14 protein-coding genes are annotated in these 19528 nt (G+C 40.8%); 2 read left to right on the top strand and 12 right to left on the bottom strand.

Annotated elements, in window-relative coordinates:
• The first annotated feature begins 104 nt into the window (after positions 1–104).
• Both dnaJ and DVR12_RS05245 read left to right on the top strand, forming a co-directional pair.
• Entirely contained in the window at positions 105–1265 is a 1161-nt protein-coding gene (dnaJ, locus tag DVR12_RS05250) for a molecular chaperone DnaJ (protein WP_116974421.1), read from the top strand.
• A gap of 241 nt (positions 1266–1506) precedes the next feature.
• Complete coding sequence (locus DVR12_RS05245) at positions 1507–2448, top strand: class I SAM-dependent methyltransferase (RefSeq protein WP_233522134.1); 942 nt, start codon at positions 1507–1509, stop codon at positions 2446–2448.
• Position 2449: 1 nt separating this feature from the next.
• Here DVR12_RS05245 and DVR12_RS05240 read toward each other — a convergent pair whose 3' ends face one another.
• From DVR12_RS05240 to DVR12_RS05185, 12 genes are all read right to left on the bottom strand, one after another.
• On the bottom strand, positions 2450–4186 hold the full coding sequence (locus DVR12_RS05240) for a YfbK domain-containing protein (RefSeq protein WP_116974420.1): 1737 nt from the start codon (positions 4184–4186) through the stop codon (positions 2450–2452).
• A gap of 103 nt (positions 4187–4289) precedes the next feature.
• Positions 4290–4826, bottom strand: a complete 537-nt coding sequence (gene hpt / locus DVR12_RS05235) for a hypoxanthine phosphoribosyltransferase (RefSeq protein WP_116974419.1) — start codon at positions 4824–4826, stop codon at positions 4290–4292.
• Between the two features lie 49 nt (positions 4827–4875).
• Positions 4876–6315, bottom strand: a complete 1440-nt coding sequence (locus DVR12_RS05230) for a glucosaminidase domain-containing protein (protein ID WP_116974418.1) — start codon at positions 6313–6315, stop codon at positions 4876–4878.
• A gap of 24 nt (positions 6316–6339) precedes the next feature.
• Positions 6340–6981, bottom strand: a complete 642-nt coding sequence (locus DVR12_RS05225; RefSeq protein ID WP_116974417.1) for an O-methyltransferase — start codon at positions 6979–6981, stop codon at positions 6340–6342.
• A gap of 204 nt (positions 6982–7185) precedes the next feature.
• Entirely contained in the window at positions 7186–7884 is a 699-nt protein-coding gene (locus tag DVR12_RS05220) for an LOG family protein (protein WP_116974416.1), read from the bottom strand.
• A 378-nt stretch (positions 7885–8262) separates the two neighbouring features.
• The gene (locus DVR12_RS05215) at positions 8263–9399 is read right to left on the bottom strand and encodes a TIGR03364 family FAD-dependent oxidoreductase (protein ID WP_116974415.1); all 1137 of its coding nucleotides are present in this window, start codon (positions 9397–9399) and stop codon (positions 8263–8265) included.
• A gap of 12 nt (positions 9400–9411) precedes the next feature.
• Positions 9412–10092 (bottom strand): HAD hydrolase-like protein, encoded by a 681-nt coding sequence (locus tag DVR12_RS05210; protein WP_116974414.1) that lies wholly within the window; start codon positions 10090–10092, stop codon positions 9412–9414.
• Positions 10093–10383: 291 nt separating this feature from the next.
• Positions 10384–10965, bottom strand: coding sequence for a hypothetical protein (locus DVR12_RS05205; protein WP_147323412.1), 582 nt, complete (start codon positions 10963–10965; stop codon positions 10384–10386).
• 136 nt (positions 10966–11101) lie between these two features.
• A complete protein-coding gene (locus DVR12_RS05200) occupies positions 11102–12124 on the bottom strand; it encodes a PorP/SprF family type IX secretion system membrane protein (RefSeq protein ID WP_116974412.1) in 1023 nt (340 codons plus the stop codon).
• Positions 12125–12130: 6 nt separating this feature from the next.
• Positions 12131–15772, bottom strand: coding sequence for a DUF7948 domain-containing protein (locus tag DVR12_RS05195; RefSeq protein WP_147323411.1), 3642 nt, complete (start codon positions 15770–15772; stop codon positions 12131–12133).
• Between the two features lie 178 nt (positions 15773–15950).
• Positions 15951–18044, bottom strand: coding sequence for an ATP-dependent DNA helicase RecG (gene recG / locus DVR12_RS05190; protein WP_199417068.1), 2094 nt, complete (start codon positions 18042–18044; stop codon positions 15951–15953).
• 108 nt (positions 18045–18152) lie between these two features.
• Positions 18153–19478, bottom strand: coding sequence for a citrate (Si)-synthase, eukaryotic (locus DVR12_RS05185; RefSeq protein ID WP_116974409.1), 1326 nt, complete (start codon positions 19476–19478; stop codon positions 18153–18155).
• Between the last annotated feature and the right edge of the window lie 50 nt (positions 19479–19528).

The following is a 19528-nucleotide window of genomic DNA, read 5'->3' as shown; positions in this document are numbered from 1 at the left end:
GGCATAACCTCCATATTTTATTGCCTGTGCCTAAAGCCGACGTATAACAATATTTTTTACAGTTAAAAGCTGGTGCCTCGCACCAGCATTAAGTGATTTTTATAATGTCTACCAAGCGAGATTATTACGAAATACTGGTTGTTGCCAAATCTGCCTCCCAGGATGAAATAAAAAAGGCTTACCGCAAAGTAGCTATGCAATTTCACCCCGACCGCAACCCAAACAATAAAGAGGCGGAAGAAAAATTCAAAGAGGCTGCAGAAGCATACGAAGTATTGAGCGATCCTGATAAAAGAGCGCAATACGACCGCTTTGGGCATGCTGGTATGAATGGCAACCGTGGAGGATTTGGTGGTGGCATGAACATGGACGATATCTTCTCCAATTTCGGAGATATTTTCGGCAACGATGATATCTTCGGAAGCTTCTTCGGCGGCGGCGGTGGCCGTGGTGGAAATCGCCGGGGGCGTGGTACCCGCGGATCAAACCTCCGCGTAAAAATTCGCCTCACCTATGAAGAAATAGCTAAAGGCGCCAATAAAAAAATCAAAGTAAAAAAATACGTTCCTTGTCAACATTGCGGCGGCTTAGGAGCTAAAGATAAAAATGCTTTCCAAACCTGTAACACATGCGGCGGTTCAGGCCAGGTTAGAAAAGTAACACAGACCTTCCTCGGTCAGATGCAAACCGTAACCACCTGCCCTACCTGTCAGGGTGAAGGCCAGATCATTACCAGCAAATGTACCCACTGTAAAGGTGAAGGACGGATGTATGGTGAAGAAATGGTAAGCATCGATATCCCGGCTGGTGTTCAGGAAGGTATGCAACTCAGCATGAGCGGTAAAGGTAATGCCGGCGAAAGAGGCGGCGCTCCCGGTGACTTGCTAATCCTGATAGAAGAAGAACCACATCCTGAATTACAAAGAGATGGATTAAATGTTGCCTACGACCTTTATATCTCCTTCCCGGATGCGGTATACGGCACTTCTGTTGAAGTTCCAACTATAGACGGTAAAGCTAAAATTAAAATACCTGCAGGTACTCAAAGTGGTAAAATATTCCGACTGAAAGGTAAAGGATTCCCTTCCGTAAACTCTTACGAAAAAGGTGATCAACTCATTCAGGTGAATGTATGGACACCACAAAACCTCTCTTCGGAAGAAAAAACAATGTTAGATAAATTGCAATCTTCCGAAAACTTCAAACCTAATCCTGAAAAAACAGAGAAAGGGTTCTTCGAAAAAGTAAGAGATATTTTCAGCTAAATATTTCTCGCAAAGGCGCAAAGATTAATATTAAGGCGCAAAGGATTTTTTTTAAGATTATTAAGGATCGGAGCAAATGTTTTAAGAACCTCCAATTGGTCTCTATCTAAAGTGAAACCAATTAGTAGTTCTTATAACAATCGCGATTCCTAAAACATTTCCAATTTCTTAAAAATCTTAAAAAAAATCCTTTGCGCCTTAATATTAATCTTTGCGCCTTTGCGAGAAAAAACACAATTTCATGGATGCTAAATTGCAAATGTTCGAGAATAGGTTAACGAAAGTTTTCCGACATATTTCTAAATCTGCCCGCCGTCAAAACATCACCTGCTACAGGGTGTATGACGACGATATTCCCGAATTCCCATTTAGCATAGAGATTTATGAAGATTATGCCTATATCGCTGAATATAGCCGTAAACACACCATGGACGAAGACGCCCATGAAGCTTGGTTAGATAACTGCCTGGAACTAATCAGCAAAGTACTCGATATCTCTCCTTCAAAAATCTGGGTAAAACAACGGCAAAGAAAAGAAAACCGACAAAGTCAGTATGAAAAGCTGAGCCAGGAAAGCCATATTCTCACCGCAAATGAAGGTGGATTAAAATTTAAGGTAAACCTCTCCGACTACCTGGATACCGGCCTGTTTCTGGATCACCGTATCACCAGAGATATGGTAAGAAGTGAAGCTAAAGACAAAAAAGTACTGAATCTTTTCTGTTACACCGGCTCATTTTCTGTATATGCTGCCGCTGGTGGCGCGGCATCTGTTACTAGTGTAGACCTCTCTAAAACCTATCTCTCCTGGGCTGAAGAAAATATGCAATTGAATGGCTTTAACGGCCCACAGTATACTTTTGAGCATGCAGATGTTTTACAATACCTGGATAATCTAAAGATCAATACCTATGATCTGGTAATCATGGACCCTCCTACCTTTTCCAATAGTAAGAGAATGAAGGATTTCCTGGATATACAAAGAGATCATGTAACTCTTCTCAATAAAGTATTGATGGCTACCAAAAAAGATGGAATAGTATATTTTAGTAATAATTACAGACGATTTGTACTTGATTCAGAAAATATAGAAGCCAGTAGCATAAAGGATATTACAGCCCAAACATTGCCATTCGACTTTCAGCAAAAGCTCATCCGAAAATGCTATAAGCTGATTAAATAGATTACTTCTTTCGCTTTACCAGTTTCAAAAGCTTCAGAAATTCTTGTCGGTATCCTCCCGGATCCTCGCCAATAGATCGTTCTGCGATTTGCTGTACAAGTTGCAAATCACCTTCTCCAAGATAGACAGATTGCCGTAGCAGCATGCCGAAAAGCGCAACAGCTGCTGCAAAACGATGGTCATCTGACGATGCATCAAATGAGTGTGTAGTTCCCTGAATTACTGAGGTTAGTTTGTAAACTGTTGTATCACCTGGTAATCTGTATGCTATACTTAAACTTCCTAATGATGAATTACCACTCATTGCAGCGGGGATAATTTCGTACATCGCCACAGCACAATGGCCACTACCAATGATTCCGCCATCATATTCTTTTCTGATAGTGCTATCAGCAGGCAAAATTTTATTCTCATAACCTATAAGCCTATACGACTTTACGCTCTCTTTATTAAACATTAAAGTAGCCTGCACATCTCTTGCCACTGTAAACAATGTACTGCCAAATTCATGTGCAAAAATCTTGCTTGCTTCCTCCAGATCGTCTATATACGCAAAGTTTCCATTCCCTTTCCTGGAGAGACTTTGCAGTTTCGAATCTTTATAGTTTCTCATTCCAAAACCCAGACAGGTAAGCAATACACCACTTTCTTTCTGCTCTGTGATCAGCTGTTCCATTTCCTCATCACTAGATTGTCCTACATTAAAATCTCCATCAGTAGCGAGTATCACTCTGTTGTTTCCTTCAGTAATAAATTGCTCTGTAGCTATTTTATAAGCCATTTTGATAGCAGCTTCTCCGGCCGTAGAACCACCGGCATGAAGGTTATCTATTGCATTCAAAATCTTCTCTTTCTTGTCTCCGGGTGTAGATGCCAATACTAATCCGGGCTTTCCGGCATAGGTAACAATTGCTACTTTATCTACGGGTCGGAGATTATTGGTTAATATTCTGAATGCTGCCTGTAATAATGATAGCTTAGCTGGTGCTCCCATTGATCCTGAAACATCTATAAGAAACACCAGATTACACGGTGGCAACTGTGTTACATCCAATGTTCTTGCATTAATGGCAATTTCAAGTAATTGATGCCCGTTTGCCCAGGGGCAATCGGTATACCAGCTACTAATACCTAAAGGCTGATTATCGGGAGGAGCGGGATATTTATAATGGAAATAATTAATCATTTCTTCTATCCTTACTGCATCAGCAGGAACAGGCTCTTTCTGTTTCAGAAAGCGTCTTACATTACTATATGCAGCTCTGTCTACATCTACTGCAAAAATAGATGCCGGATGTTGAGCAGTTTTTACAAAGGGATTTTCAAAAATAGTTCCATAGGTTTCATTATAGAAAGAACGGGTACCCATGGCATTATTGCCATAGTAAGGATTACTACTCTGTAATATTCTTGCTTTGGCTTTTGCAAGCTTTACAAGATCATAATTCTGATTTAAGGATAGTGGAATCAGCGGCTTTTCAGATGCTTTTACTGTTATTTGTTTTGGTTGATAATGTTGATGTGTTAATATTAAAGTAACAGTAGTAGCCTGACGAATCGTTATTCCAAAAAGCCCGAAATTGTTAGTTACTGTAGTCGCAGAATCATTTACTACCCGAATTGTGACTCCGGCAATCGGGCGATGTGTTATACTATCTTCCACAGCACCTGCAATCCATACAGTTTGTGCTGTTACGTTTCCACCTGCGATCAGTAGAAGGAAGAATAAAAATCGCATATATTAAGTTACTATTTTTCTCGCAAAGCAGCAAAGGGAGCAAAGGTGTTTAAGGATCTTTTCCTTTACAACTTTGCTCCCTTTGCTGCTTTGCGAGAAAAAACTACTCTACCAACTGGTATATTTCAGGCAGATTTCGTCCGAGGCCATCATAATCTAATCCATAACCGAGTAAGAACTTATTTGGAACGGAGAATCCTAAATAATCTATTTTAATAGGATGGGTAATAGCATCTGGTTTGGTTAATAAGGAAGTAACCATTAATTTTTTAGGTTGCTGATGCTCCAGTTGTGGAAGGAACATGCTTAAAGTCTTTCCTGAATCGATTATATCTTCCAGGATCACCACTGTACGACCATAGAGATCTTCATCTAATCCAATAGCGGTAATTACATTACCGGTAGATTTTGTGCCTTTGTAAGATACCAGTTTAACGAAAGATATCTCTGCCTCAATTGAAATATGTTTAAATATTTCGGCTGCAAACATAAATGAGCCATTCAGAATGGCAATAAATAACGGACGTTCTCCATCCAGATCCTTGCTGATCTGCTCAGCCATCTCCTTGATGCGCTGTGTTAATTCTTCAGCACTGATATAGGGTTGAAACTGCTTGTCATGCACCTGAATCACTGACATAATACTTCTACATTTCCTTTATTAACAATTACAGCGAACAAATGATCGCTTATTTACTGACCACCAGACGTTGTCCGATTTTGATGTCAAAGTTCTGAAGATTATTCCATTCCTGTAACTGTGTTACAGATTTATTATACATTTTAGCGATCCCGTATAATGTTTCTTTTGGTTGTACATCGTGATATTTTGATGATATTCCCGGAGATACAGGTTTAGGAGCTGCCGGAACCGTTGGAGCTGTTGATGGGGCCGGTTGAGGTGCTGCAACGGGGGCAGATGGCTTTGAAGCAGTAGAGTTAGGTACCATGCCAGCCTGTTTAAGATCTTCCAGCATTCCGTCGGGTATGCTGCTGGTAGTTTTCTGAACTGGTGGCTTGGTTTCAGTTTTGGTAACTTCCGGTAAACTTCCTCCTAATGCCTCAGACAAAGTAGAAGGCGGCTCTTTATCCTCTTCTTTCACAATTCGGGCATTTGAACTCAGTCGTGGGGCGCTGCTGGCAAAACCTTCGAGTGTTAATCTCTGACCACTTGCCGGTTCTTCACCTTCGCGCATTTTATTACGACGGCGTAACCATCTTAGCTGAATTCCTTCGGCCTGTGCCACATCGTGCATGGTTTCTCCGTTACCCACGCTGTGATAGGTTTTAGCTCCTTTCTTGCTTTTCTTTTCAAGGAAAATAATCATATCGGCAGCCAGGGAGTTATCACCATCCAAATCATTGAATTTTACGATTTTACGCAACTTCTTATTGTATTGGTCGGCCAGCTGGATCAGTGAGCTACCTGCTTTTGCATAAACGGCTTTACGCCCGTTGATGGTAAAAATCCCTTTAGGGTAAGAAGTAGGAGAGGTTTTACCTGAGGAGGTATTACGATTGCTGGTATTATGAGTAGATTTATTATCTCTTGGAGTGGCTTCAGCGTAAGAATCGTTACCAGGCAAGGCATCCGGAGGGGCGGCCATTTTACCCATTGCAATCAGGGAGTATTGTTGAAGATTATTATCTTCAATAACCTTTATAAGTTGCTGTGGATAGGTTTTGTTGGTAGCATATCCTGCCTGTTTCAAACCAAAAGCCCAGGATTTGTAATCATCGCCATCAAATTGGAATAAAAAGGCATATCTCGGATTACTTTTCAGGAATTCGGAATGATCGCGATAGGATTCTTTTGCTGTTTCATAAACCCTGAAGCATTCCTGAGCGGCATCATCATCATATCTGATAGTTTTACCGGTCCAGGTATTTTTACACTTAATACCAAAGTGGTTATTGGATTGTAAACACAGGGTGCCATTACCGGATTGGGTTTCAACGATTCCCTGTGCTAATTTGATTGCAGCAGGAACGCCGGTACGGCGCATTTCTTCAATGGCTAAGTTTTTATAGGTAGCAATGTACTGCTGCGTAGTAATTTTCTGCGCAAACAAAGCGTTCACAAAGCCAATAAGAAAACAGATCAGTAACAAGGATTTTCTTACTTGCATGTATGTATGGATTTAATGGGCGTATTATTTTTTCCTGATTACCAGCAAACCATCTCTTATGGTAAGCAGTACTTGTTCTGCACGATCATCGGCCAATACCTTCTCACAGAATTTCACCATTGCTTTAGCCTGGCGACCTTGTTGTGCCTCAGTATCCAGTACCTGGCCATGATATAGTACATTATCGGCGAGAATAATCCCACCGGTACGTAATTTATCCCAAACCAGGTCATAATATTGTTCATAACCAGATTTATCTGCATCGATAAATACAAGGTCAAATGTTTCGTTTAAGGATGCAATTACATCTGCAGCTTTCCCAATATGCATTTTGATACGGTTTGCATTCCCGGTGGCTTCAAAATATTTGCTACACATTGTTTCCAGCTCTTCGTCGATATCTACCGTATGTAAGATACCACCTTCTGCTAAACCTTCGGCCAGGCAAATAGCAGAATACCCGGTGTAGGTTCCCAATTCCAATATACGTTGAGGCCTGATCATATGGCTGATCATACTTAATAAACGGCCTTGCACATGACCACTCAGCATATGCGGCTGTTCAACCTTCAAATGAGTTTCCCGGTTTAAACGGTAAAGTAACTCATTTTCAGAACTGGTATACTTTTCAGAGAATGCCTCCACTGCTGCTGGTATGAGCTCCATACATTAAAAAAATTTATGCAAAGCTAGGGATAAAGCGGGAAAGCATAAAGAGCTATGCTATAAAATACGAAAGCTATCGCCGGAACGGCTAGCAGCAAATATATTTATAAACGTTAGAACTCTTGTATTTATTCTCTAAACAAGGCTATAACGTAGTTTTGCTGTAGGCTCGGGAGATAGCTTTCGGGCTTTTAAAGCCAGTTATCAGAAGTTTGGTCTTAATTTGTTGGTTGTATAGAATACCCTGAAATATTCCACTACTTCGTCGGCTGTATCGAAGAGCTGAAGCAACCCTAAATCTTCCGGATTGATGTTGCTTTCCTTCTCCATCATTACATTACGGATCCATTCCAGCAACCCGCTCCAGTACTCTCTACCTACTAATACCAATGGTGTTTCTTCCATTTTCCGCGTTTGGATAAGAGTGGCTACTTCAAAGAATTCGTCCATCGTTCCAAAACCACCTGGCATCATTACAAAACCCTGAGAGTATTTGGTGAACATAACTTTACGAACAAAGAAATAGTCGAAGTTCAGGTTATTCTGAGGATCAATATAGTCGTTAGGTCGTTGTTCATGTGGTAAGGTGATATTGGCACCAACAGATTTACCGTGTGCCCTTTGCGCGCCTTTATTAGAGGCTTCCATAATACCAGGGCCACCACCGGTGATGATTCCGAAACCTTCATCTGCCAGTTTGGTAGCAATTTCCTCTGCTAAATTATAGTATTTGCTACCTGGTTTTGTGCGTGCGGAGCCAAATATAGAGATACAAGGACCAATTTTAGCTAATTTTTCAAATCCATCAACGAACTCTGCCATTATTTTGAAGATCTGCCAACTGCTGTGAGCACGTGTTTCTGTCCAATCTCTTTCCTTCAGATTTTTAATACTACTGTTCATGCGATTTTTTTTAGTTTATCTACTTCCATTGGCATGCAGCCATGTAGAACTATTGTAAGTTATAATAATTGGCTTACAGTAGAGTGCAATAAACAAAAAAAGCAGGTAACTATAAAGGTTTTGCATCGCTACAGAAACGATACAGATAAGACGCATAAAAGCATTTTAAACAAAAAAGCGGGTAACTATAAAGGAACCCGCCTTCCATTTAACACGTTATGAACGTGCAGCGTCGTTGAATAAACATCGCTGCAGAAACGTTGCTAATGTTGGCAATGGACCAAAATAATATGCTAAAATGTATTGAGAAGCTTTATTACTATCGTTATGGTCTCGTATATACTTTGAATTTATTAATAATTCTTACAATATCCTAATTTATCTTGTATAGGCAGCCGTTACTTCCTCTGCCAGACCGAATGCCAGTGTCATTCCGGCTCCTCCCAATCCGTTTACTACCGTGACATTTTCTTCAGGTGAGAAAACAAGATCCGGTTGCCCGTTGGTTAGTTTAGGATAGATACCATGCCATTGTTCCTGAATTGTATATTCAGGTGCTTCGAGAAAGGTGTGCATATAATCCAGGATGAGATCATTGATTACTGCCTTATCAAATGGTTCGAAATCCTGGCCATATTCATGTGAATCACCTATTGTTAGCTCGTTGGCTCCATTTTGTGATATTAACAAATGTATTCCCCACTTTACATATTCAGGCATAGTAGCTGCAAATCTCTCTTTTAATGGAGCTAAAGCCTTGCAGCTTTCAAAGGCTGAATAGTGAGTGAGGGTGAGTCCGGCACATAAAGCCGGTCCTAATTGCCAGTTGTTGGGTTGAGAAACTGTACGCATCATCTGCAGCTTGCACTTTTTAAGAGGTGCAGCTGCAAACGCAGCGGGGTAAAGGGTTTCGAAGTCGGCACCACTACATATAAATACCTGATCTACTTTCCACTTTTCATCTTTAGTGATTATAAACGGATATTCTATACTATTTACAGCTGTACCAAATCTGAAAGTTACCTGCATTTTCTCCTGAAGATATTGAGCGATAACAGCACTGGCCTGACGAGGATTTACTGTCATTTCGGTAGGACTCCACAATGCTCCTTTCAATCCTTTGGTTTTAACAGCCTGAGTATACTTGGCAATGTTTAAGGGAGATACTAATTCACAATTATACCCGTTATCTGATGCTGATGCTGCAAATTCTTCTATTACTGCCAGTTCATCTGCTTCATAAACGAGATGTAAGGAACCTGTTTCCTCGCATTGCAGCCCGGTTTCAGCTGCAATTTTCTTCCAGGTACTTCTGCTTCTCATTGCTCTGTCGTACATTTTTCCGGCAGTTTGCCCGATAGGCCATACTAATCCGAAGTTGCGAATAGATGCACTGATTGCTTTGCTATTTCGTTCGAAAACTACTACCTTTTTTCCTTTAGCTGCCAGGTTGTATGCCATGGCCAATCCTACAATTCCGGCACCAATTACAGCTACTTCTGCTTGTTGTTGCATATAATGAGTTAATTATGAAAGAATAGGTAACAATTCTTCTAAAGAGGCTATTAAATGGGTATGAGGACCTTTGGTTAGTTCTTCTCTCGTATATGCACCAGAAGTAACTCCAACAACATATTTACAACCTGCATTGGTTCCTTCTTCAAGATCACTGATAGTATCTCCAATTTTAGCAACAGACTGTATGCTGCGTATATGAAGCTCCTCCATGATTTTATAGATCATATATGGATAGGGCCTTCCATAGGCCACTTCATCGCTGGTAGCAACAGCATCTATAAGTCCGCTTTTCAACCAACCGACCCTTTCCAGAATAACGTTGGTAATTTCTCTGTCGAAACCAGTATCCAGTGCTACTTTTATCCCCTTTTCGCGGAGTGTATGAAAAACAGCCGAAACACCTGCTTTCTCTCTAACTTCCTTGCTTGTGGCATAATGCTCCTTCATTGCAGTTACAAAGCGATCGTGTAGCTGAGAAATGAAGCGCTTATCTGTATATCCATCATGTTCGTGTTGTTGTAACAGGTAACGGATTGCATAAGGCTTAGCATACCCCATTACTTCATTTACCTCAGGTAAGGATACACTTACCCCTTCAGATTGCAAGGCTGCCTGCAGTACTAATGCAACGTTCGACTCATCGTGCAACGTTGTACCGGCAATATCAAATACAGCTAATTGAATTCCCATTTTTCTAATCTTTGAAAGGGCAAAGATATAAATGTTGTAAAATAAAGTTTAGCCTTTATAAACATTTAACATGCGGTTAATATTTCACGCAGAGAGGCAAAGTTTAATATTAAGGCACATAAGTTTTTATTTAAGTAAATAAGGATTGAAGTGAATATTATTAAGACTCTCTAATTGATTTTAACTATGATTAAAACAAATTAGCAAATCTTATAATTTCTACTTCAATCCTTAAAAAACTTAAAAAAAACTTATGTGCCTTAATATTAAACTTTACGGCTTTGCGAGCAACTAGAAGCCTAAACCAGCTCCCACACGATATACTATGTTATTACGATAAGGAGAACGATCGTCCTGGATTACATCATATAGAATTGAAATGCCAATACCTACTCTGCCACCAACACTTTGCGTGTAGCCAGCACCTACCAGCAGGCTTGGAACACTATAGTTGTATTTAAAAGTTTGTTTATCACCCACTGAATTATAAACAGTACTAGACTGATTAATAAAATTATATTCAGGTTGTACATGCACAAACAGCATAGGAAGTGGATATACACGGCCCCAAACCCCTGCGCCAAAAATTGTATACTTATCTCTTTGTGAAGTGTTACCGGTGTAATAATCTCTCAATCTATAACTACCATATTGAGCATTTACGTTTACACCCGCGGCAATATATTCTGAGAACCGATATCCTATTATTGGAGAAAGATCAAGGTTGGTATAATCTCCAAACACTGCCCCTAAAGAACCTCCGAGTATCAGACGGGAACGATCAAATCCTTTGGCTGTATCAGTTTTATAATATTGTGCATGTAGCAGATGCACGCTCATTAAAAGCAAAAGACTAAGCAATATACGTTTCATATTCAGCTATATATTTCTATTAAACCTACCGAAAAAACTAAAGTTTAATCGTCGGAAAATTTGATCAAATATCTGCTATTTGTTTTTATAAACAGCAGAGATATTTGATCTGAAAAAGATTATTGCATATTGCTACCTAAAAAGACGGACAAATAGTAGATCGTCGGGCATGCGAGAAGGAAAGATTTGGATACAATCCGGTATATACCAGTCCAACTTCATAGGCACCACGTCGATTATTTGCGGCTGATAAATTTGAGGTAGTAATATCGTAGTTAAACATTATTTTGAATTGCTGGAGCTGATATCCTACCAGGAAAATGGCAGCATCATTGGCTCTGTAGTAAAGCCCTCCATACAATTGCTGCACCCCATCGCCAGAAAGATTATAAGCGGCATTAAGGCCCAACATAAATTCTCTGGAACCTGCTTGTTTGGCATAGTATGCTCCGGGATTCAGTATAACCTTATCACTTACTTTCAGGCTTGCATTCAGGAACCCGATATACCGACGCGGGATAGTATTGTTTCCATCAAAAAATGTTTCTCTCGGTGTATTGATATGTTGTACTGAAAAACCTGCATTCACATAGATATTATCTGTAGGAAAATAGGCATAATTCATACCTGCTTGTAAATCGAAATAATTCACTTTGCTTTGAGTGATCATCTCACCTGTTGGAATCTGTGAATCAAAGAACTTTCCATTCCATTGATCCGGAAAAAGCAATTTGGTCATATCCACTCTTTTACTCGCAGAGCCGGCATTGAAGCCTAATGATAATAAGCTACTGAATCCGAGGAGCTGATGGTAAGCAATAGAGCCATATGCCTTGGTAGAAGTAAGATTTCCGGCACCCGCCACATCTCTTAAAATCACTCCACCTACCCCTACCCAACCGTATTCGAGTCGGTCGCGGAATAATTGGAAATCACCATATGCCGACATTGTTTTGTACGGCACCGGAATACTGGACCATTGGTCTCTGTAATTAATACCAATCCGGTAATTTCCATCAGGAATAAAACCGGTATTAGCAGGGTTAGTTGTCAATGGCGAATTAAAGAACTGTGAGAAATGGAGATCTTGTGCAGATACTTCCATCGCAACAATCAACAAACCTGCCAGACAAGTGAATAATTTAACAATCTGATTCATGTCTCATCATCTTAACAAAGTTACACTACCTGATTTGCTGGCTTTAGTACCATCAGTAAACTCCAGATTTACTACATAAGCGTATGCGTCCATCGGCTGCAGATTTCCTTTGAATGTTCCATCCCATCCGATTCTTGGGTCTGAACTTTCAAAAACCATTTGTCCCCAGCGATTATAAATTTTCATATTGAATTTGGTAGCGCCAAAAGCTTTCACATAAAACATATTGTTCTTTCCTGTAGGCGCAAAAGCATTTGGTACATCATACAGCGGCACAACAATAGCACTTACTTCCTTACAGATATTTTCTGTACAGCCAGCTTTGTTGGTAACTGTCAGACATACGTGATAAGTACCTGTTCTAAGGTATTGGTGTGATGGATCTCTTAAACTGGAAGTATCTCCATCTCCAAAATTCCAAAGATATTGAGTGGCGTCTTGCGACATATTTACAAATTGAACCGGCGTGTTTTCGACTGGTTTCAATGGAGTGAATTCAAAATCAGCAGTAGGCGGATTTACTACCAGAATAGTTTTCTCTATGCTGTCTATTTTATTACAGGTATTCGGATCATGAACTACCAGCTTTACTTTCCAGAGACCTGCAGTTTTAAAAGTATGTAACGGATAAGGGTCTGTAGGTTTGGAACCATCATCCTGGAAGGTCCATTCAAAACTTTCACCACCTAATGAAGTATTGTCTAATTGCAATTCTGTATCTCTACAAATTGTATCAGGCAGATTAAATCTTGCTTCTACGTTAATGGCTACACGTAATTGCTTTGTAATAGTCTGCGGGGCATTACAGAAGTTCGTATCCACAAGTGTAAGTGAGGTAGTATAGGTTCCGGCTGCTTTATAGTAGTGATAAAGCGGGAAAGTATCTATCCCAACGTAAAACGGAGGAGTACCATCACCATAATCGAGGATGAAGGAGCTATCTTTAAATTGAGCCGCAGGAGTTGAATTATTGGTGAATATATACTTCAAACTATCACAGGGAGGATTCATCCTTTTAGCATCGTATTCCAGATCGGCACGATTAGTACCTAATTTGATCTGCAAATATGCTGTATCCGATACATTACAACTATTAGGATCGAATTTAACAACCATAATAGTGAATGGACCAGTTTGTGTATACTGGTGAGAAACAGTATCTAATTCAGGTCCTCCTTTCAGAACTTGTGAACCATCTCCAAAATGCCATTCATAAGCAGTTCCTGGTAGGCCGGTGGTATCAACAAATGTGATATTATCGGGTACACAGTAATTCTTTCTTCTGTCTAAGGTTTTAATACCAACTTTTACCCCATCCAGGTTAAAGGCAATTTTAAGTGCCCCAAAATTACAGGACATTGGAGGGGTGCTTGAGTAAGCACCGGGAGTTGTAGGATATCTTGGTTTGGAACCGCTGGCATCCACGTTACACCAGGCACAAATACCCTGATAGATAATTCCGTTGCGGTCGAACCGGCTGGTTCCGCCATCTACGTGTTCGTATAAACCGGCACCGCCAAAGTAGGAACCGTAGAGTGGAGATACTCCATCTCTCTTCATAACAAAGAAATAAAAGTCCTTGGTATCTGTAGTTTTTTGTAAGGCATCATTTGTTACAAACAAACCGCCAGTACCCGAATTCGGATATCTCAAAGCCTGGTTAATACCACCTCCCCAACCAGATACATAAACATTTTCACATCTGTCTACCAGGAAAGCGGTTGGTGAAATATTAGGAGAAGTAACTAAAGTACGGGAACGGCCGAAAGTTGTAGAGTATACGAAACTGCTAAGATCTGGTTGCAATTTCGAAATAAACTGTAAGCCATTTCCATTATAATTGCTTGGATCCAATAATTTAATAGGCCATGCTCCTTCGGTAGTACCCATCACATATACAAACCCTTTTTTATCTAACTGAATACCGTAAACCTGATCGGCAGACGGATTATCGGAACCCAGGTAAGTAGCTTGCATAATGCTTTTTCCATCATTGGTTATGTGAGCAATAAAGCCATCGCAAACACCCCCTCTGTAATTTGGATAAATAGATCCCTGCGTAACAGGGAAATCAGTACTTGCAGTACCTCCGGCAACGTATAAGGAATTAAGACCGTTTAATGCTATAACATAGGCAGCATCTTCGTTTGATCCTCCAATGAAGGAAGTCCATACCAATGCCTGACACAGTGGATTAATCTTCATAATTACTCCATCCTGCTTACCTCCGAATTTCGTTTGAAAACCGTTGCCCCGCATCGGGAAATCGGCAGAGCGGGTACAACTTGCAACATAGATGTAACCTGCATCGTCTACCACCACTTCACTACGGGCATCATCACCATAATTTCTCAGGAGTATATAATCCCCGCCTTCTCTGTTTTCACGCATATTCACACCATCGTCGCTGGTTCCTGCAACAATCAGGCTACCGATAATACCATTACCAGCAGCATTCAGTTTGGTAACAGCAATATCCCATCCTCCTCGGGAACCTTCCACTACGGCTTTTGGATAATTGCCGCTGGTAGTACGTCCTGAGATGACGAGGTTACCCTGGGGATCAACAAATAAGCTATGCGGCTGTTCTAATCCATCCCCCCCGATATAGGTGGCATAAATGAGCCGGGTTCCGTTAGAACTGAATTTTGAAATACCTATATCAAATCTGCCCCCACCATAAGCACTCTGTACAGCGCCTGGAGTGACCGGATAACCTGTACCGAATACGATACCACCACCATAGAAATTCCCTGCTTCATCATAAGTTGCAGTAAATCCCCAGTTATCGGACCGGGAACCAGAAACTGTTGAGAAAACATATACCGGATCGATCACCAATGTATAGGCAGGATTATACTCACCAGATACTTTGAATCCCAGTTTATCTCCATTCAGGCGATAAGTGACTTTTACGGGTACACGTTGATTGTTGATATATTGATAGGCAAATGGAAGTTGTTCAATAACATCTCCTACAGTAGTATGTATATAAAGCTGCCCCTTTTTGAGTTCCATTCCGGTAGTTCCGTCATATTTCATTTGAATATTATCGGGATTGGAACCTGGATGTACAATCAGATCGTATTTGAGTTGGGAAGCTTCAGAATATACATGCGCATCTATACCCGGGTAAAGATTTAAGTAATTGATGTTTTGAAAAGATTTTACATCTGTAGCCCATTTAGATGGATCATTGCCAATAAAGTAGTTACTAAGATTTTCCTGTTGCTTATCCGGAGATACAGCAACATTTGGATTGGCATTCAGAAATCTAACTTTATAGGCATGCCCTCTTACATCCGGGAAAGAAGTTGGGCGTGGAGGAATCGGGGTATTCGCAGGAGCGCTTCCACCGCGGGGAATGAAAATGGTATCACCCCGATGTGAATGGCCATGAACAAATTCGTTTAACTGGTATAGATCATCTCTGTTCAGGAGCAGAAAGGTAAATGCATTTTTCTCGAGAAAAACTGAAGCACCGTCCAATTCTGATTTGTAAATTACTTCTTTCTCCCACTGTCCTTTGTTTTCAATAAAGTTCAAAGGATTGTAGTTCACATATTGCTTTTGCGCCTGAATGGTTAATACGGGCAACAAAAAGCAAATCATCATTCCAATAAGGCCTGTCGGGAGAGTAAATTTCAACGGTATCAGATTTAATTTTAAACTTAAAAAACAATATACCACTTATAAACGCAGCAACCATATAAATTGTTACGCCTCAAAGGCTGATAAACTAAATCACAATGCGACTTTTCCGCATAAACGAAAAACTAGCCTATAGCTATTTCTCACTCACTTTAATTAATAAACGTTAAAATCATCAGGAAATTTTACTCCATAAAGATTTACTACGCTGAGATGCCAGAAAATCCTTTAAGCCCTGATTCTCAGGCAGTAACAGGTCGGGATCATTTTCAAGAATCTTTTCGGCGCTAGTCCTGGCAGCATCTAAAATTGGCCTGTCTGCAACAATATCAGCCAGTTTAAAATCGAGTATTCCGCTTTGACGGGTACCTTCAATATCTCCCGGCCCTCTAAGTTCCATATCTTTTTCAGAAATAATGAAACCATCATTTGTCTGAACCATAACGTTTATGCGTTCCTTAGAATCTTTGCTTACTTTATTTCCGGTCATTAAGACACAAAAAGATTGTTCGGCACCTCTACCCACCCGGCCTCTTAACTGGTGAAGCTGTGACAAGCCGAAGCGTTCGGTACTTTCGATGACCATTACGGAGGCGTTAGGAACGTTAACGCCTACTTCAATTACCGTAGTAGCCACCATAATATGTGTATCTCCGGTTACAAAGCGCTGCATATTGGTCTGGCGTTGGTCGGCTGGCTGGCGGCCATGAACCATACTTATATAGAACTTGGGTTCAGGAAAAAAGGCTTTAACTTCTTCATACCCTTTCATAAGGTTTTCATAATCCAGCTTTTCGGAATCTTCAATCAACGGGTATACGATATAGGCCTGCCTTCCTTTTGCCACTTCATCTTTGATGAAGTTCATCACCTGTGGGCGTTGCCACTCTGTTCGATGAACGGTGGTAATGGGTTTACGGCCCGGAGGCATTTCATCGATCACGGAAACATCGAGGTCACCGTAAATAGTCATGGCCAGGGTTCTTGGAATTGGCGTGGCAGTCATAACCAGGATATGAGGTGGTATGGTATTCTTTTCCCATAGACGGGCACGTTGGGCCACTCCGAAGCGATGTTGTTCATCTACAATGGCCAATCCGAGATTTTTGAATGCCACTTCATTCTCCAGCAGGGCATGTGTACCCACCAGGATGTCAATCTCCCCGTTAATTACTCCTTCCAGTATCTTTTTTCTTGCTTTTCCTTTAATACTGCCGGTGAGCAGGGCAACTTTTACGTCTGTAGGCTCAAGTAATTCGGCAATACTTTTATAGTGTTGCTGGGAAAGAATTTCTGTTGGGGCCATCAGACAGGCCTGAAAGCCATTATCTTTTGCCAGTAGCATAGCCAGTAAGGCCACCATTGTTTTTCCACTTCCTACATCACCCTGTACGAGGCGATTCATTTGGCGCCCATGTACGGTATCGGTTCTGATTTCTTTTAGCACTCTTTTTTGTGCTCCGGTTAAGGAAAAGGGAAGATGGTTATTGTAAAAATCGTTGAAAGTATTTCCTACTGTGGAAAATACAAAGCCATGCGATTGTTGTTGCCTTTTCAGTTTGAGTCGGCATATGCGTATTTGGGCAATAAAAAGTTCTTCAAATTTAAGCCGGCGTTGGGCCTGCCTTGAATCTTCTTCTCCGGTTGGCAAATGTATTTTGAAATATGCCATAGCTCTGGGCATCAGTCGATATTGCTGAAGAACTTCCAGCGGGATATTTTCTCTGATTTCCAGGGGTGATAATTGTTCTAAAAGATTGCGGGTTAATTTTCCTATAGCCTTAGCCGTTAGACCTCTTGCTTTTAATTTTTCGGTTGTATAATAAACCGGTTCTAAAAACTGCTTACCGCTGGCTATTTCTTCGGTGAGTAAATCCATTTCGGGATGGGCAAGTTGAGTTACCCCATTGAAAACGGATATTCTGCCGAATACGAGGTAGGCTACATTTTCGCGCAGGGATTTTTGCATCCACTGCCAGCCCTGAAACCAAACCAGGTCTATGGTTCCGGATTCATCTTTAAAAGTAGCAACAAGGCGTTTGGATCTGTTTTCGCCCATCACTACCATATTGATAATTCGACCACGTATCTGCACAAAATCTTCATATCCATTAAGATCAGCGATCTTATCGATACGGGTACGATCTACATATCTGAAGGGGAAGTATTGCAGGAGATCTCCGAAGGTATAAATCTGGATCTCTTTTCGCAGCAGTTCTCCTTTTTGTGGCCCAACACCTTTCAGGTATTCGATGGGATTGGATAATATGGCGGTAAAAGTTGAAATAATATTTCTCGTTTGGTAAATAGCAAAAGTAAAAAAAAGGCAAATGGTAAAAATCTACCACTTGCCCTTTTTTGTAAAAAACAATTATAACTATTCGGCTATTGCGTCTACTTTTCCTTCAACAAACTGTTTCATCCACTCAGTAGTAACGGATTTAGGACGTTCTAAAGAAAGTCCTAAAGCTCTATCCCAGCAGAGGGAAGCCAGTACGCCCAAAGCACGGCTAACACCGAACAATACGGTATAGAATTCATATTCTACCATTCCGTAATGAACGAGTAATGCACCTGAGTGAGCATCTACGTTTGGCCAAGGGTTTTTTACTTTACCTAATTCCTGCAGAATTGGAGGCACTGTTTCATAAACGGTCCATACAATTTTTACTAATTCGTCGTTAGGTAAATGTTTTTTCGCGAATTCCATTTGCGCGGTAAAGCGAGGATCGGTTTTGCGCAAAACGGCATGACCGTAGCCTGGAACTACTTTACCATCAGCTAATGTTTTGCGAACATAAGCTTCGATTTGTTCTTTAGTAGGAGCGCCGCCACCTAATTCTTCGCGCATCTGAAGAATCCATTTAATCACTTCCTGATTTGCCAATCCGTGTAACGGACCAGCCAGGCCATTCATTCCGGCGGCAAAGGAAAGATAGGCATCACTTAGAGCAGAACCTACCAGATGAGTAGTATGAGCACTTACGTTTCCACCTTCATGATCGGCATGAATTGTCATGTAAAGGCGCATTAATTCGGCAAATCCGGGATCGGAGTAACCCAGCATGTGAGCAAAGTTACCTGCCCAGTCGAGCATTCCGTTGGGTTGAATATGTTGGCCGCCTTTATATTTACGACGGTAGATATAAGCAGCAATACGAGGCAAACGCGCTATGAGATTCATTGTATCTTCATAGGTGTAGCTCCAGTAGTCTTTTTTATTGATTCCTTCTGCATATGCTTTTGCAAAGGAAGATTCGGTTTGTAATGCCATAATACCCACTGTGAACATAGTCATCGGGTGAGTAGTGATAGGCAAGGCATCAATAGCATCAAAAACATGGTTAGGCACATGAGAACGGCGGCCCCACATACTTGAAAGGTATTGTACATCTGCTTCGTTTGGTAATTCACCAATCAACATCAAATGAAAAAGACCTTCCGGTAAGGGTTCAGCACCACCAGCAACTTTCGGCAAATGATCCCTTAATTCCGGAATAGAATATCCACGAAAACGAATACCCTCGTTAGCATCCAGAAGGGAAGTTTCTGTTACCAGACCTGTAATTCCGCGCATACCCTGATACACCTGTGCTATCGTCACATCTTCTATTTTCCTGGTACCATGATTCTTGATCAGGTCTTTTACTTCAACGTTAAGTTCATCTGCTTTACTCTTGAACTTCTCTTTTATATACCCCATTTTTACAGCTATTGTTATGAATGAAAACAAAAACGATCAATAGTCAAAAG

The organism is Chitinophaga silvatica, from assembly GCF_003419895.1.
Classification (GTDB): Bacteria; Bacteroidota; Bacteroidia; order Chitinophagales; family Chitinophagaceae; genus Chitinophaga; species Chitinophaga silvatica.
The sequence above is the reverse complement of the archived record's forward strand: the minus strand, read 5'-3'. Positions and strand labels throughout refer to the sequence as shown.

What these genes read in the sequence shown, in the direction of transcription:
- dnaJ (WP_116974421.1), top strand. Translation starts at nt 105, where the DNA reads ATGTCTACCAAGCGAGATTATTACGAAATACTGGTTGTTGCCAAATCT.
- DVR12_RS05245 (WP_233522134.1), top strand. Translation starts at nt 1,507, where the DNA reads ATGGATGCTAAATTGCAAATGTTCGAGAATAGGTTAACGAAAGTTTTC.
- DVR12_RS05240 (WP_116974420.1), bottom strand. Translation starts at nt 4,186, where the DNA reads ATGCGATTTTTATTCTTCCTTCTACTGATCGCAGGTGGAAACGTAACA.
- hpt (WP_116974419.1), bottom strand. Translation starts at nt 4,826, where the DNA reads ATGTCAGTGATTCAGGTGCATGACAAGCAGTTTCAACCCTATATCAGT.
- DVR12_RS05230 (WP_116974418.1), bottom strand. Translation starts at nt 6,315, where the DNA reads ATGCAAGTAAGAAAATCCTTGTTACTGATCTGTTTTCTTATTGGCTTT.
- DVR12_RS05225 (WP_116974417.1), bottom strand. Translation starts at nt 6,981, where the DNA reads ATGGAGCTCATACCAGCAGCAGTGGAGGCATTCTCTGAAAAGTATACC.
- DVR12_RS05220 (WP_116974416.1), bottom strand. Translation starts at nt 7,884, where the DNA reads ATGAACAGTAGTATTAAAAATCTGAAGGAAAGAGATTGGACAGAAACA.
- DVR12_RS05215 (WP_116974415.1), bottom strand. Translation starts at nt 9,399, where the DNA reads ATGCAACAACAAGCAGAAGTAGCTGTAATTGGTGCCGGAATTGTAGGA.
- DVR12_RS05210 (WP_116974414.1), bottom strand. Translation starts at nt 10,092, where the DNA reads ATGGGAATTCAATTAGCTGTATTTGATATTGCCGGTACAACGTTGCAC.
- DVR12_RS05205 (WP_147323412.1), bottom strand. Translation starts at nt 10,965, where the DNA reads ATGAAACGTATATTGCTTAGTCTTTTGCTTTTAATGAGCGTGCATCTG.
- DVR12_RS05200 (WP_116974412.1), bottom strand. Translation starts at nt 12,124, where the DNA reads ATGAATCAGATTGTTAAATTATTCACTTGTCTGGCAGGTTTGTTGATT.
- DVR12_RS05185 (WP_116974409.1), bottom strand. Translation starts at nt 19,478, where the DNA reads ATGGGGTATATAAAAGAGAAGTTCAAGAGTAAAGCAGATGAACTTAAC.